The following is a 14,823-nucleotide window of genomic DNA, read 5'->3' on the forward strand; positions in this document are numbered from 1 at the left end:
ACGATTCGGCCATGAGCCGTATCGGAGAATTTCCCGACGACGACGTGGCCGGCTGGATCCTCAGGTCCCCAGAGATCGGCACCGCCATGGCCAACTACACCAATGCGGTGTACACCAAGGGGCGGCTGCCGCTGCGGGTGCGGGAACTGGCCCGCATGGTGATCGCGCTCGACAACGAATGCGTGGTGTGCCAGAACACCCGTGACTCCGACGGGGTCGCGGCGGGCGTGGACGAGGATCTCTACGATCACGCCGCCGAGTGGCAGACCTGGCCCGGCTACAGCGCGCAGGAGCGGGTCGCCGCCGAGTTCGCCCAGCGCTTCGCCAGTGATCACACCGGGCTGCGTGACGACGAGGACTTCTGGGAACGCGCCGCTGAGCAGTTCGACGCCGAACTGCTCACCGACCTGGCGCTGTCGTGTGCGATGTGGCTGGGAATGGGCCGGATGCTGCGGACCCTCGACATCGGGCAAACCTGCAAGATCACCCTTTAGGCCGTGCCGACCCGGCGCACAATGTGGTTGTGACAGCTGGATCAGCTGGACCGTCCCGGCCGGCGCAACCGCTGGCCGCGGCGGCCATCGCCCAGCTGGAAGCCGATGGCGTCGCGACGCTGATCGGCACGGTGGTCAGCCCGGCCGGGTTGACGCACGCGAAAACCGTTCCGCTGCGCCGGATGGGGATCTTCGCCGATCCCGGTCTGGGGGCCAGCCCGGTGTTCCACGCGTTCACCATCGACCAGACCGGTATCGCGATGAGCGAGGCCATCGGGGTGGTGGGGGATCAGCGGATCCGGATCGATCTCGGTGCGCTGCGCATCCTCGGTGACGGATTGGCTTGGGCGCCTGCCGCTTTCTACAACCAGGATGGTTCACCCGATCCGTACTGCAGCCGAGGGGTGCTGCAGCGCGTCGAGGACCGCCTGGCGGCGGCCGATCTGACCGCGCTGGTCGGGCACGAGGTGGAATTCGTACTCGTCGGGCCGGACGGCAGTCGGTTGCCGTCGCTGCTGTGGGCGCAGTACGGGTTGGCCGGGGTGCTCGAGTTCGAAGGATTCGTACGCGATGTCACCGACGCAGCCAACCGGTCCGGGGTGGCCATCGAGCAGTTTCATCCCGAATACGGGTCCAATCAGTTCGAGATTTCCCTGGCCCCGTTGCCGCCGGTGGCGGCCGCGGATCAGCTCGTACTCATGCGGATCATCGCCGCACGGGTGGCCCGTCGGCACGGCCTGCGGGTGAGCCTCTCCCCGTTGCCGTTCGCCACCGGGGTCGGCACGGGTGCCCACCAACACTTTTCGTTGAGACTGGGTGACGCACCGGTGTTCTCGGGCGGAAGCGGAGTTCGGGGGATGACGGCTCAGGGCGAAGCTGCCCTCGCGGGCCTTCTCGCCGGTCTGCCGGCCGCGCAGGGTGTCCTGTGCGGATCGGTGTTGTCGGGGCTGCGCATGCAGCCGGGCTATTGGTCGGGGGCCTACAACTGCTGGGGCACCGAGAACCGCGAAGCCGCGGTGCGGTTTCTGATCGGCGGTCCGAGCAATCCGTACGGAGCCAATGTCGAGGTGAAGGTCGTCGATCCGTCGGCCAACCCGTATCTGGCCACCGCGACCATCCTCGGTCTGGCCGAGCGCGGAATCGCCGAAGGGCTGACGCTGGGGCCCGAAGTGCGGGTCGACCCGGCCTCGCTGAGCGATGCCCAGCGCTCCGGGGACGGCATCGTGCTGCTGTCCAACCGCCAGGCCGACAACCTCGCCGCGCTGGACCGCTCGGCACTGATCCGGGGAATACTCGGCGATCCGCCCGTGGACGCGGTGCTCGCCGTCCGCAACTACGAGCAGGAGAACTTCGGCGATCTGGACGCCGGGCAGCTCACCGAGCGGTTCCGGATGGCTTGGAGTATTTGAGTGTGCGTGCGCATCTGAGCGTTTGGGCATGGCCCGCGAAGGCAATACCGACGCGATGATCGGAAGACTTCGCTCCGTCGTGCTGGACTGCCGGGATCCTCGGGCCCTGGCCGAGTTCTATGCCGGGCTCCTGGGCGGAGACATCGCCGCCCAGGACGACACCTGGGTGGTGGTGACGGATCCGGCCGGCCGCCGGCTGGCGTGTCAGTACTCACCGGAACACGAGCCGCCGGATTTCCCGGATCCGCGGGGGTCTCAGCAGCTCCATCTGGACATCGAGGTCGACGATCCGGACGTGGCCCAGCGTCAGGTGCTGACGCTGGGTGCCACCCGGGTCACCGACGCCGCCGGCGAGGACAACTTCCGGGTGTTCCGGGATCCGGCCGGCCACCCGTTCTGCCTCGTGTGGGGCACCGACTGACGGATCCCCGGATTCAGACCAGCCCGGTGGCGTCGAACACCCACGACATGTCGGCGGTCGCGAAGTTCTCCAGCCAGTCCGGCGGCGCGTGGTTGGCCAGGGCACCCATATCCCAGTAGTCCTTCCACAGTGTCACCTTGCCGCTCTCGATCCGGTGCACGGTGACGAACTTGAGCACGGCGGATTCGCCGGTGGCCCAATGCCATTCCTCGTGATGTTCGTACATGGCGTCGCAGCCGTTCTCCACGAGCAGTCCAGGGAAGTTCTCATACGACGCCAGGGGTGCGAGACCGATCTTGAGGCGCTTGACGATGTCCTCGGGTCCCTTGGCGGCTGCGACCGGACCCACCGGCATGTCCAGGTAGATGCAGTCGTCCGACAGATATGTCTTCAGCAGCTCCCAGTCGCGTTCAGACAGTGCCTTCCACATACCGTGGACGGTTTCTTCGATCGATGCGTCTTCAACGGACACTGGACAATTCACCTTTCTCGACGGACGGCGCGGGAGTGTGGTGCGCGGCGCGCAGGAACTGACCGGTGCGCCGGCGTCCCACCAGGTCGGTCAGCGCGCCGTCGGCGAACACGGTGCGCCCGCCGACCAGCACCGCCGTGACGGTGTCGTCGTTGCGGTTCACCATGCGGGACAGCCCGCCGTAGTGGTCGACGGTCTCCTCGGCGTAGGCGTCGAGGGAGTCGTCAAGGAACCGCGGATCGATGACCACCACGTCGGCGCGATCTCCGATGCGAAGATGGCCGGCGTCGATCCGGTACCAGTCGGCGAGCTCACCGGTGAGCCGGTGCACGGCCTGCTCGATCGACATGAAGGGCGTGCCCGCCCGCTCGGCGTCGCGGACATGCCGCAGCAGCCGCAGTCCCATGTTGTAGAACGCCATGTTCCGCAGGTGGGCACCGGCGTCCGAGAACCCGAGCTGGATACCCGGATCGCGGGCCAGCTTCTTGAGCACCTCGGGCCGGTGGTTGGAGATGGTGGTGCGCCACCGGAGCGCGGTGCCGTGCTCGAGCACCAGGTCCAGGAAGGTGTCGACGGGGTGGAGCTCGCCCCGCTCCTGACCGACCTGGCCGAACGACTTGCCGACCACGGATTCATCAGGGCAGGCGACGATTTCGGCATCGAAGAAGTCCCGGTGCCACACCCGCACCCCGAACTTGTTGTCGTAGTCCTTGCGGAACTTGCGCCGGTATTCCTCGTCGCGCAGCAGTTCATTGCGCTCGACCTCGTCGCGCAGGTGCAGAGCTGCTGCGCCGGAGCCGAACTCCTCGAACACCACCAGGTCGATGCCGTCGGCGTACACCTCGAAGGGCACCGGCAGGTGCTGCCACCGGAAGTTCCCGCCGAGCGCGTTGGCCAACCGGGCCAGCGGCCCCATCATCCAGATCGCGTACGGGTTGGCCTTGATGTCGGCGGCCGACAGCAGACTGGTCTTCAGCGGGTTGCGCAGCAGTCCGAGGGACTGGGCCACCTGTGAGGCCAGGTTGAGCGGATTCTGGATGTCGGGGCCGGACTGCAACACCCGGCCGGCGCGGCGCAGCATCGACTTGAGCCGGCGCAGCTCACGCGGTTTGGCATAGGTCGACGGCAGGGTGCGGGACCGGCAGGTGTCGCCGTCGATCTTGTCGAAAAGCAGCTGCTGTGACGACATCCCGACAAAGCCGGCGTCCAGGGCCTCTTTGAGCATCTGCTCCATGCGGGCCTGCTCGGCGGCGGTCGGCCGCTCGTCCTTGCGGGTGGCGCGGTCGAGTCCCATCACCGCGGTCCGCATGTCGGAATGCCCGATGAAGGCGGCCAGGTTGGGGCCCAACGGCAGCGACTCCAGCGCTGCCACGTAACCGTCGCAGTCGGTCCAGGTCTTGTTGTCGTCCACCGCGGCGATGACCTGATCCCGCGGGATCGCCTCGACGCGGCCGAACAGATCGCCGGCATCGACCCCGCCGACGTGCACGGTCGACAGCGAGCAGGAACCGAGCATCGCTGTGGTGACGCCGTGGCGCAACGACTCCGACAGCGACGGGCCGTTGAGCACCTCGACGTCGTAGTGCGTGTGGATGTCCAGCATTCCGGGCAGCACCCACTTGCCGGTCGCGTCGATGACCTGCGGGCAGTCGGTCTCGTCGAGAGGCTCTGGGGAGATGGCAACCACATGCCCGTCGCGAACTCCGATGTTGCGGACTGCTGATGGGGCGCCGGTGCCGTCGAACCACCGGCCGTTGCGAAGGATTGTGTCGAAGCTCACCCAGCCATAGAACAGGGCCGGTAACGCCAGTGTCAATGAAAACAGTGAACAGATTAGGAAAAATGTCTACTGAATGGGATGAGGGCCCGTTCACCTGGGGTTATAGCGGGGCCCACGCGTCCGGGACCCGCCCGTCGAGGTCGCTGAACCCGTAGTGGCGGGCCAGAGCCGCCGAGCTGACGGACCGCTGGTTCCAGCGGGCCCGGTCCGGGTCGGCGGCCACCGCGGCGACGCCGCGCCCGACGAACCTGGGTGACTCGGATTCGGCGAAACCCGGCGGAGCGGCCGGGTAGCCGTCGGTGCGGGCCAGGTCGAGGGCGCACCGCCAGTTCGCCTCGCTGACGCCGTAGTTGTCGAGCATCATCTCCGAGCGCAACCAGCCCGGGGTGACCGCGACCGCGGTGGCGCCGAACGCGGCGAGTTCGTGCCCGTGGCTGAAGGCCAGCCGGTTCACCGCGGTCTTCACCAGGTCGTAGAACACCGACAGTCGCGGGTTCTCGGCATTGAATTCGGTTGTCCCATCGGTGATCTCGAACAGCAGCCCGCCGGGCCGGTCGGCGAGCAGCGGCAGGATGCAGTGCGAGGTGATCAGGTGGGTGTCGAGCCCCAGCCGGAGCATCCGCAACCCGTCGTCGAGATCGTGCTGCCACATCGGCCGGCCCCAGGTGTCGGGCGGCCCCTTGAGGACCTCGGCGCCCCAGATGTCGTTGACCAGGATGTCGATGTGTCCGTAGTCGGCCTTGAGCCGCCCAGCCAGCATGCGCACCTGCGTCACGTCGAGGTGGTCGACCTGTACGGCGATGCCGGAACCGCCCAGCTCCGTGACCAATTCGGCTGTTTCCTCGATGGTCTCGGGCCGGTCGTAGTCGGAGTCGCGACTTCCGCATCGGCTGCTGCGCCCGGTGCACACGACGGTCGCACCGACCTCGCCCAACGCTGCGGCGATGCCCCGGCCCGCGCCGCGGGTGGCACCGGCAACCACCGCGACGTATCCCCGCAGCGCCTCCGGGTCCGGTGTCCAGCCCATCCGATGAGTATCCCGCCGTGCGCAGTTCTATAGCTGCGGTTCGGGATTTCAGCGCATACTGGCGGAGGTGACTCCACTGCAGCGCTACATCGCCGAGGAAATTGCGACCGATCACCTCGACGGGTTGTTGTCGCGCCGGGAGGCGCTGCGTCGACTGGGACTCTTGGGAATCGGCGCCGCCGCGGCGACCGCGCTGATCGCCGCCTGCGGGGAATCGAAGCAGTCCGACACCACCGCAACACCCAATGCGGCGCCCGGGACCGCGCCGGCACCGGCCCAGCCGCCGGGACTACAGGGCGCGGTGCCCACCGGTCCGGTCAGTTGGGCGGGTCCCGGTGGTGAGTTGCAGGGCGCCTGGGCCGCCGCGCCGGAACCCAAGGGGGCCGTGTTGGTGATCCACGAGAACAAGGGGCTCACCGACCACATCCGTTCGGTGGCCGGGCGGTTCGCAGGCATCGGGTATTCGGCTCTGGCCATCGACCTGCTCTCGGCGCAGGGCGGCACCGCCGCATTCGCCGACCCGGCCAACGCCACCGCCGCCTTGAGCAAGATCGAACCGCAGGAGTTCATCGCCAATCTGCAATCCGGCATCGAGGAGGTGCAACGGCGCGTTCCGGGGCGCAAGGTCGCCGCGGTCGGTTTCTGTATGGGCGGTGGGCTGGTCTGGCGACTCCTGGCAGCGGGTACTCCCGCGCTGGCAGCCGCGGTGCCGTTCTACGGTCCGGCGCCCGATGACCCGGATTTCGGCGGCTCGCGCGATGTCGCGGTGCTCGCCTTTTACGGAGCCCTGGACCAGCGGGTCAACGCAACCGAACCGGTGGTGCGCGCAGCGCTGGAGAAGGCCGGGATGGTGCACGAGTTGATCACCGAACCCGATGCCAACCATGCGTTCTTCAACGACACCGGCGATCGCTACGACCCGGTGGCCGCGGCCGATGCCTGGCGCCGCATCCAGAGCTGGTTCGCCACGCATCTCTCCTGACCTGCGCGCGGGCTTGTTCAGCGGCTGTTCAGGTCGCGGTTGCAGCCTCGTTGTTGACCGCACACGCGGCCCGGTTCTGATCATGACATGCGGGTTGTCCAGGTCGCCAACTTCTACGGCCCGCGATCGGGAGGTCTCCGGACCGCGGTCGACCGCCTGGGCGCAGAGTACTGCGCCGTGGGCCACGAGGTGTATCTCATCGTCCCGGGTCCGCACCCGCAGCGCCATGTCCTCGCCAGCGGCGTCGTGCGGATCTCCTTGCCTGCCAGGCTCATCCCGTTCACCGGCGGCTACCGGGCGGTGCTGCCCGGTCCGGTGACGGCGTTGCTGCAGCAGCTCGGTCCCGACGCCATCGAGGTGTCGGACCGGTTGACCCTGAGGTCGCTGGGCCCGTGGGGCCGTAAACACGGCGTGGCCACGGTGATGATCTCCCACGAACGACTGGACCGGCTGGTGGGACAGGTGCTGCCGCGGTCGGCGGCGGTCATGGTCGCGGACTTCGCCAACCGGCGCACCGCGGCCAACTACGACGCCGTGGTGTGTACCACGGGCTTCGCGCGTGAGGAATTCGACCGGATCGGCGCCGACAACGTCGCGACCGTGCCGCTCGGGGTGGACCTCGAGCAGTTCCACCCGCGGCGCCGGTGTGCCGAGATGCGCAGCCGATGGGCTGCGCCTCAACAGACCCTCCTGGTGCACTGCGGCAGGCTGTCGGTCGAGAAACATGCCCACCGCAGTATCGATACCGTTGCCGCCCTGCGTGATTCGGGTGTGGATGCGCGGTTGGTCGTGGTCGGGGAGGGGCCGTTGCGGGCGCGGCTGGAACGGCAGGCCAACGGGCTGCCAGTGGCTTTCACCGGGTACATCGGCTGCCGGGACACCGTGGCGACCATCCTGGCCTCGGCCGATGTGGCGCTGGCGCCGGGACCGCACGAGACCTTCGGCCTGGCCGCCCTGGAAGCGCTGGCCTGCGGAACCCCGGCGGTCGTGTCGCGGACCTCGGCGCTGGCCGAGATCCTGACCTGCGACAGCGGGGCGACTGCCGACAACGACGCGCACGCCATCGCGCAAGCCGTCACCTCGGTGATCGGCCGGCCCGAACCGCTGCGCCGCAGCAGCGCCCGGCAGCGTGCCGAGCAGTTCACCTGGCCGCGATCCGCAGCCGGAATGCTCCATGCCCTGGGAGCCCGGTAGACAACCCGACTTTTGCGCACGATGACGCCAGACCTGGTGTGCCGGTGCACCCCGGCCCTATGTTCCCCGGGTCATATTTACGCGCACGCTGCCTGAAGGACGGTCGAGCATGTCCGAAACCACCACAGCCCCAGAATCGTTGGGCTACCAGCCGCCGCCGGCCGGCCGGCAGCTGCGCGGCAACCTCGGGGTGGCCTCGATCGTCTTCATGGTGGTGGCTGCGGCCGCACCACTGGGTGTGATCGGTGGTGTGGTGCCGTTGGGTATCGCGTCGGGCAACGGCGCCGGATTCCCCGCCACGTTCATCGCGTCCACGGTGGTGCTGCTGCTGTTCGCGGTCGGCTTCACCGCGATGACCCCGTATGTCGACGAGGCGGGCGCCTTCTTCTCCTATGTGCGTCAGTCGCTCGGGTTGCCCACCGGCATCGGTATCGCCTTCGTGGCACTGGTGAGCTATGTGGCGCTGGAGGCCGGCGTGTACGGACTGCTCGGCCCCGCCGGGTCGAGTGTCGTCGAACTGGCCGGCGGGCCGGCTCTGCCCTGGTGGGTGTTCGCCGCGGTGGCCTTCGCCGTCACCACCTACCTTGGCTACCGCAACATCGAGCTGTCCAGCCGTGTGCTGGGCGTGTTGCTCACCGCCGAGATCGCGATCGTGCTGGTGCTCGATTTGGTGATCGTGGCCAACGGCGGCGACCACGGATTGTCCTCCGGCATCGTCAACCCGAGTGCGATCTTCTCCGGGTCACTGGGCATCGGTCTGCTCTTCGCGATCATCAGCTACGTCGGATTCGAGGCCACCGCGATCTTCCGCGACGAGGCCCGCACTCCTGAGCGGACGATTCCGCGGGCCACCTACCTGGCGCTGATCCTGATCGGGGTGTTCTACGCGGTCACCAGCTGGGCCTTGATCTCGGGTTGGGGCGACGAGCAGGCCATCACCCACGCCACCGACTCGGGCTCCACCTTCCTCGGCGACACCGCGCACCGCTACATCGGCGCGGCCGGCGCCGACATCATCACCGTGCTGTACTTCACCAGCCTGTTCGCCTGCATCCTGGCCTTCCACAACGTCGCGTCGCGATACGTGTTCGCGCTCTCTCAGCGCGACGTGCTCCCCGCGCGGCTGAGCCAACCGCACGACCGGCACGGCTCGCCGCATCAGGCCTCGCTGTGGATCTCCGGTGTCGTGGCGGTCAGCGTCCTGCTGGCGGTGGTGTTCGGGCTGGACCCGGCCGCCCAGTTCTACACCTGGTTCGCCGGGGCGACGACGGTCGGTGTGGTGCTCCTGATGATCGCCACCAGTGTCGCGGTCCTGGTCTACTTCGCTCGCGACCGGCACGGCCATTCACTGTGGCGGGTGCGCATCGCCCCAGGGCTCGGTCTGGCCGGTCTGCTGGGTGCGCTGGTGCTGATCCTGACCAACCTCAACGATCTGGTCGGCGGTTCCAGCGTGCTGGCCTGGGTGATCGTCGGTGTGCTCGTCGCCGCCTTCGCGGCCGGTGTGGTCGTGGGCCGTCGGGTCGGGAGCACCTCATGACGGTCAACGGTGCGGTGAGCGTGGCGGCGCGGACCGCCGAGGACGATGCGGTACACGGCATTCAGGACGGCTCGATCACCGAGGTCGAGGTCGGCTGGAGTGATCCGCTCGGCCACGCGCAGGGCAAGCGGATCCCGGCCGCGGGCTTCCTGGACCGGGCCCGCGGTAGCGGATTCGCCTTCTGCGAAGCATCTTTGGGGTGGAACACCGACGCCACGGTGATCGACGGGTTGCGGCTGACCAATTGGAATGGTGGCTACCCGGACGTCCACGCGGTGCCGGACCTGTCGACGTTCCGGCCGCTGCCGTGGCGCCGCGGTACCGGGCATGTCCTCTCCGACATCGTCACCCATGACCGCAGCCCGTCACAGCTGGATCCCCGCGCGGTACTGCGGCGGGTGCTCGCGCAGCTGGCCGAGCTCGGCTACACCGCCAAGGTCGGCGTCGAGTTGGAGTTCTATCTGCTCGACCCGGACGGGTCGGCATTCCAGCCCGACATCCACGCCTACTCACTGGAGAACGCGAACGCCCTCGATCCGCTGCTCACCGATCTGCAGCAGACGCTTGCCGACTTCACCCGGCTGGAGGGGATCGAAACCGAGTACGGCCCGGGACAGGTCGAGGCGAACCTGATCTACGCCGACGCGCTGGAAGCCGCCGACGATGCCGCCCGGCTCAAGTACGCGGCCAAAGAGGTGGCCCGCAGACACGGCAAGATCGCCAGCTTCATGCCCAAACCGTTCACCGAACACTCGGGAAGCTCGGCGCACCTGCACATCTCGCTGTGGCGGGACGGCGACCCGGCCTTCGCGCCGCAGGGCGGCGAGGAGAATCAGCTGGCGCTGTGGTCGATCGCCGGGCTGCTCGAGCATCTGCCGTCGATCACCCTGTTCGGCGCGCATTCGGTCAACGCGTACCGGCGGTTCGTGCCGGATTCGTTCGCACCGGCCACAGTGACCTGGAGCCGGGACAACCGGAGTGCGGCGGTGCGATCCCTGGTGGATGCCGACCCCACGGCCACCCGCATCGAATTGCGCAGTGGTGCTTCGGATTCCAATCCTTACTGGTTGGTGGCCTCGGCGCTGGCTGCCGTGGTCGCAGGCATCCGGGCCCAGCGCACGCCACCGGTCGCCGAGGGTGGCAACCTCTATTCCAAGGGGACGGCGCTGCCGGAGTCTCTCGGCGTGGCGATCGCCCTGGCCACCCAGGACGACACCGTGACCGAAATTCTGGGGCCCGACTCCGTGCACGATTTCGCCGCGATCGCACACAGCGAATGGCTGGAATACACCCGCCACGTCAGCGACTGGGAACGTCGACGTTATCTGGCCACCTCATGACCGCGACAGTGGACGGACGCGAGACCAGACACGAACAGCCGCTTGGCGGTTCGGTGGCCGACCGGCTGGGCCGGCTTCCGGATATCGTCGACGAACTTCGGCGCGGTGATGTGGCTGCCGAGCGGGACCGGGTGCTGCAGTACGACGCGGTGCACCGCCTTCGGGCCGCCGGGCTGCTCGCATTGCGGGTGCCCTCCCGCTACGGCGGACCCGGCGGCAGCGTCCGTGACGTGACCGGCGCCGTGATCGAGATCGCGCGCGCCAGTTCCAATGTCGCCCAGGCGCTGCGGGCTCACTTCGGATACGCCGAGCGCTTGTTGAGCAACCGTGCCACCGAGGATGAGCGCCTACGTTGGTTCGCCCGGATCAAGGCCGGGCTGGTGTTCGGCAACGCGATCACCGACGGGGCCGGCCGGTCACCGTCGAGTGCCGACACCACGGTGCTGGCGGACGAGGACGGTGTACTTCGTCTGAACGGCTACAAGTTCTATTCGACCGGATCGTTGTTCGCCGACGTCATCGCGGTGTCGGCGGTGGATGCCGAAGGGCGTGACCTGCAGGCGATCGTTCCGACGGATCGCGCCGGGGTCGAACTCTTCGACGACTGGGACGGGTTCGGCCAACGGCTGACGGCCAGCGGCGGTACCCGGTTCACCGACGTGGTGGTGCACCCTGACGAGGTCACCACGGTGTCCGACGGGGATCACCTGGGCCACAGCACCACATTCCTGCAGCTGTACCTGGCCGCGGTGGCCGCGGGCATCGCATACGGCGTCCTCGACGACGCCGTGCGGTATGTGCGGACCAAGGCCCGGCCCGCGGCGCACTCCCTGTCCGACCGCGCCTCAACCGACCCGTTCGTCCTGCAGGCGGTGGGTGATATCGCGGCCGACGCGGAGGCAGCGGGCGCGCTGGTGCTCACTGCGGCCGCGGCGATCGACGCGGTGGTGGACAGTGGACGCCAGCATGACGGGCAGGCACTGGCCGAGGCCGCGATCACGGTCGCCCGCGCGCAGTTGGTGGCCGAACGGCTGACGCTCTCGGCGGCCCAGCGGTTGTTCGACACCGGCGGCGCGTCCGCCACGTCCCGGGCGCTCAACCTGGACCGGCACTGGCGCAATGCCCGCACGGTGGCGAGCCATAACCCGCTGGCCTACAAGGCATATGCGGCAGGAAATTTCGCGGTCAACGGGGTTTGGCCGCCGGCCAACGGATACTTCTGAGATTGCTCCCGATACACCGGATCGGCAGATTCGGGCACATCGCGCCCTGACGGGGCCGATAATTGCCTGAATCAGGACGAATCTCAGGGGGGTCCGGATGTTTCGACTTGCAGTGTTGGCCGTGACGGTGGTCTTGCTCGCCGGCACGACTGTTGCGTGCGGGCAAGCCAATTCGCCTGCCGGCCACGACCGGCATTCGGAGACGGTCACCGCGAGCCCGGGTACGTCGGTCCCGACGGGCCCCGTCATCGTGATCGAGGGCATGGGATTCAGCGCTCTCGGGCCCGTCGCGCCGGGGACCGAGATCACGATCATCAACAACGACGAGGTCGAGCATTCGGTGACGTCGCGGACCAAGGGCCTGTTCGACGTCCACGTCGAGGGCAAGGGGCGGGCGACGCTGACGGCTCCGCAGGACGCGGGGGAGTACGCCTTCTACTGTCTCTATCACCCGGCGATGCTGGGCACGCTGACGGTCAGGTAGAACCTCAGCGGGGGGACCAGGCCACCGGCATGCGCTTGATGCCGTGGATGAACTGCGACTGCAATCGGTCGGGTTCCTCGGTCACGACGATGTCGGGCAACTGGCGGTGCAACTCCTCGAACGCCACGGTGATCTCCCGACGTGCCAGGTTTGCTCCGAGGCAGAAATGTGTACCGCCGCCGCCGAATCCGAGATGGGGATTGGGATGGCGGGTGATGTCGAACATCCACGGATCGGCAAACTTCGACTCGTCCCGATTCGCTGATCCGTACCACAGCGTCACCTTGGCGCCGGCCGGCAACGGTGTCCCGCCGAGCACCGTGTCCTGGGTGACCGTGCGGCGCATGTAGCTCACCGGCGAGGCCCAGCGCACGATCTCCTCCACCGCGGTCGGGGCCAGTTCCTCGTACCGCGACCACCATTTCTCGCGCTGTTCGGGGAACCGGGTGAGTGCGAGCACACCGTGGCTGATGGCGTTGCGCGTGGTCTCGTTGCCCGCGACCACCAGCAGGATGAAGAACGAGGCCACCTCCGCGGAGGTCAGCCGTTCGCCGTCGACGTCCGCCTGGACCAGGCTCGTCGTGAGGTCCTCGGTGGGCACCGCGCGGCGCTCGTCGGCCAGTGCGGTCGCATACGCGCCGATGTCCATCGCCACCTGGAGGAACTCGTCGAAGTCGGTGGTCAGATCAGGGTCGCCGAACCCCAGGATCACGTTGGTCCAGTGGAAGATCCGCTGATGGTCCGGTTCGGGGATCCCCATCATGTCGCAGATGATCTGCAGCGGTAGCGGGCCGGCGAGTTCGGTGACGAGTTCGGCGTTGCCGTCGGGATTTCTGGCCACCATGTCGGCGACCAGCCGCCGAGCCCGGTCACGGACGGAATCCTCGATCAGGGCCACGACCCGCGGGGTGAACGCGCTGCGCACGATGTTGCGCAGGCGGGTGTGGCGGGGATCGTCCATCACGATCATCGAGCCGAAATACTCGGCCAATTCCGCAGTTTGATCACCGATGGTGATCCCCGACGCGGAGCTGAAGATCTCCGGGTGGCGGCTGGCCTGGAAGACGTCGTCGTACCTGGTCACCGCCCAGTGCCCCGGGCTTTCGGGAAAACCGTCGAGGACGCACGCCGGGTGATACGAGATCGGGTCGTCCCGGCGCAGCGCCGCGAACGCTCCGTCGCGAATGTCGTCGTCCTCGCGCCAGAACTGCCACGAACCGAGTTCGATCTCCGAGCGCGGCACGTCGGGAGGAGGCGCCCCATTGACCCGCGGTGCGATACCCACACCGCCAGGTTAGAGCCGGAGCCGACCGGAGAACGCGTAACGCCCGGATCCGTCGAGGCGATACCCCACCGGGGTGCACGTTTCGCCGCTCGGTCCAGCGGCGAGTTGCAAGGCGTTGCGGCGCCGGGCCATTGGGGGATGGCCGGCGCCGGGGTCACGACTGTAGGAGGTCCAGGTATGAAACTGACCAAGTTCGTGGCGGCTGCGTTGACGGTCGGTGCGTTCGGAATGGGCGCTGCGGGGCTGGGGGCTCCTGCGGCGTCGGCATCGCCCGCGGTGCCGGTCCCGCTCAAGCCGGGGCACGGCAACGACGACTGCTTCCCGTTCTGCAACGGCGGGCCGCCCGGCCATGACCGTGATTTCGACGATCGTGGGCGCGATTTCGGCAATCGTGGCCCGGATTTCGACCACCGCGATCACTGGGACGACAAGGGCCCCTGGTGGGCGAACAACCGGCACGACTGGTGGGACGACCGCAGGGGCCCGCCGCCGTGGGGTTGGGGCCCGCCACCACCGATGCACTGGAACGGCGGACCGCTGCCGCCGCGGGTCAACTACTGGGGCTATGACTTGAACCCGGTGTGGGACAACGGGTTCCGGCAGTGGGGTGTCTGGCTGTTCGGCGTCTGGATCCCGATCATCGGGGTCGGCGTCGGCTGATGCCCTGCCGGTAGGTACCAGCGGCCGCGTCGTGTGCCGGTTCAGCCGCTCTCACGGGTGGGGACGTCGTCGCCGTCTTGATCGGAGTCATCCTGATCGTGACGGACGACGCGGACCCGCCCGTGCGGCAGGCACGCGGCGTAGCCGTGGTACTTCCCGTACAGCTCCCACGAGGTCTGCAGGTCGTCGGGCCGCACATCGATCCGGTGGCCGTCGGAAAAACCAAGGTGGAGGCTGCCGTCGTTCTCCCAGTCGGCATGCGTGCAGCGTTGTCCGGCGAAATCGAACAGCGGGCGGACCTCGTTGCGCAGGGCGCGCGGGTCGAGCGACACCACTTCGGAATCGTCGGTACCGGTCGCCGGAAGCGTCAGTTCCAGCGGAACCGAGATGACCAGTTCGTTGTAGTCGTCGAGGTTGAGCACCAGGCCATCACGAAACGTGATCCGCTGGACCAAGCACCCTTGAATCCATTGTTCGCTCATTGTCTTACTCTGAACCGCCGAACGACCGGGCAC

The 14,823-nt window shown here is 67.9% G+C and carries 15 protein-coding genes; 10 read left to right on the top strand and 5 right to left on the bottom strand.

Features of this window, described 5'->3' with window-relative positions; translation table 11 throughout:
* Positions 1-11: 11 nt before the first annotated feature.
* The 3 genes from ACNQVK_RS19355 to ACNQVK_RS19365 are packed head-to-tail and all read left to right on the top strand — an operon-like array spanning position 12 to position 2,324.
* Positions 12-494 carry a carboxymuconolactone decarboxylase family protein gene (locus ACNQVK_RS19355; RefSeq protein WP_090433273.1) on the top strand — a complete coding sequence of 161 codons (483 nt, stop codon included), beginning with the start codon at positions 12-14 and terminating at the stop codon, positions 492-494.
* A gap of 29 nt (positions 495-523) precedes the next feature.
* Positions 524-1,903 (top strand): glutamine synthetase, encoded by a 1,380-nt coding sequence (locus ACNQVK_RS19360; protein ID WP_418030786.1) that lies wholly within the window; start codon positions 524-526, stop codon positions 1,901-1,903.
* 28 nt (positions 1,904-1,931) lie between these two features.
* Entirely contained in the window at positions 1,932-2,324 is a 393-nt protein-coding gene (locus ACNQVK_RS19365) for a VOC family protein (RefSeq protein ID WP_418030787.1), read from the top strand.
* Between the two features lie 13 nt (positions 2,325-2,337).
* Here ACNQVK_RS19365 and ACNQVK_RS19370 read toward each other — a convergent pair whose 3' ends face one another.
* The 3 genes from ACNQVK_RS19370 to ACNQVK_RS19380 all read right to left on the bottom strand — a co-directional run bounded on the left by ACNQVK_RS19370 (position 2,338) and on the right by ACNQVK_RS19380 (position 5,603).
* On the bottom strand, positions 2,338-2,754 hold the full coding sequence (locus ACNQVK_RS19370) for a nuclear transport factor 2 family protein (RefSeq protein ID WP_418034221.1): 417 nt from the start codon (positions 2,752-2,754) through the stop codon (positions 2,338-2,340).
* Between the two features lie 31 nt (positions 2,755-2,785).
* Entirely contained in the window at positions 2,786-4,576 is a 1,791-nt protein-coding gene (locus ACNQVK_RS19375; RefSeq protein ID WP_418030788.1) for an N-acyl-D-amino-acid deacylase family protein, read from the bottom strand.
* Positions 4,577-4,676: 100 nt separating this feature from the next.
* On the bottom strand, positions 4,677-5,603 hold the full coding sequence (locus ACNQVK_RS19380) for an SDR family oxidoreductase (protein ID WP_418030789.1): 927 nt from the start codon (positions 5,601-5,603) through the stop codon (positions 4,677-4,679).
* Between the two features lie 67 nt (positions 5,604-5,670).
* On the opposite strand from ACNQVK_RS19380, the gene ACNQVK_RS19385 reads away from it, so the two are divergent.
* The 6 genes from ACNQVK_RS19385 to ACNQVK_RS19410 all read left to right on the top strand — a co-directional run bounded on the left by ACNQVK_RS19385 (position 5,671) and on the right by ACNQVK_RS19410 (position 12,363).
* Positions 5,671-6,585 carry a dienelactone hydrolase family protein gene (locus ACNQVK_RS19385; protein ID WP_418030790.1) on the top strand — a complete coding sequence of 305 codons (915 nt, stop codon included), beginning with the start codon at positions 5,671-5,673 and terminating at the stop codon, positions 6,583-6,585.
* Positions 6,586-6,672: 87 nt separating this feature from the next.
* Positions 6,673-7,779 carry a glycosyltransferase gene (locus ACNQVK_RS19390; protein ID WP_418030791.1) on the top strand — a complete coding sequence of 369 codons (1,107 nt, stop codon included), beginning with the start codon at positions 6,673-6,675 and terminating at the stop codon, positions 7,777-7,779.
* 109 nt (positions 7,780-7,888) lie between these two features.
* A complete protein-coding gene (locus ACNQVK_RS19395) occupies positions 7,889-9,316 on the top strand; it encodes an APC family permease (protein ID WP_418030792.1) in 1,428 nt (475 codons plus the stop codon).
* A complete protein-coding gene (locus ACNQVK_RS19400; protein ID WP_418030793.1) occupies positions 9,313-10,656 on the top strand; it encodes a glutamine synthetase family protein in 1,344 nt (447 codons plus the stop codon). The genes ACNQVK_RS19395 and ACNQVK_RS19400 overlap by 4 nt, the downstream gene beginning before the upstream one ends.
* Positions 10,653-11,879 (top strand): acyl-CoA dehydrogenase family protein, encoded by a 1,227-nt coding sequence (locus ACNQVK_RS19405; protein WP_418030794.1) that lies wholly within the window; start codon positions 10,653-10,655, stop codon positions 11,877-11,879. The genes ACNQVK_RS19400 and ACNQVK_RS19405 overlap by 4 nt, the downstream gene beginning before the upstream one ends.
* Positions 11,880-11,976: 97 nt before the next feature.
* Positions 11,977-12,363, top strand: coding sequence for a cupredoxin domain-containing protein (locus tag ACNQVK_RS19410; protein WP_418030795.1), 387 nt, complete (start codon positions 11,977-11,979; stop codon positions 12,361-12,363).
* A 4-nt stretch (positions 12,364-12,367) separates the two neighbouring features.
* Here the strand turns inward: ACNQVK_RS19410 and ACNQVK_RS19415 are convergent, their stop codons facing one another.
* Positions 12,368-13,648 carry a cytochrome P450 gene (locus ACNQVK_RS19415; protein WP_418030796.1) on the bottom strand — a complete coding sequence of 427 codons (1,281 nt, stop codon included), beginning with the start codon at positions 13,646-13,648 and terminating at the stop codon, positions 12,368-12,370.
* A 177-nt stretch (positions 13,649-13,825) separates the two neighbouring features.
* On the opposite strand from ACNQVK_RS19415, the gene ACNQVK_RS19420 reads away from it, so the two are divergent.
* On the top strand, positions 13,826-14,308 hold the full coding sequence (locus ACNQVK_RS19420) for a hypothetical protein (protein WP_418030797.1): 483 nt from the start codon (positions 13,826-13,828) through the stop codon (positions 14,306-14,308).
* A 41-nt stretch (positions 14,309-14,349) separates the two neighbouring features.
* Here the strand turns inward: ACNQVK_RS19420 and ACNQVK_RS19425 are convergent, their stop codons facing one another.
* A complete protein-coding gene (locus tag ACNQVK_RS19425) occupies positions 14,350-14,790 on the bottom strand; it encodes a DUF6188 family protein (RefSeq protein ID WP_418030798.1) in 441 nt (146 codons plus the stop codon).
* Between the last annotated feature and the right edge of the window lie 33 nt (positions 14,791-14,823).

Source organism: Mycobacterium sp. 134 (genome assembly GCF_048282715.1).
Taxonomy (GTDB): Bacteria; Actinomycetota; Actinomycetes; order Mycobacteriales; family Mycobacteriaceae; genus Mycobacterium; species Mycobacterium septicum.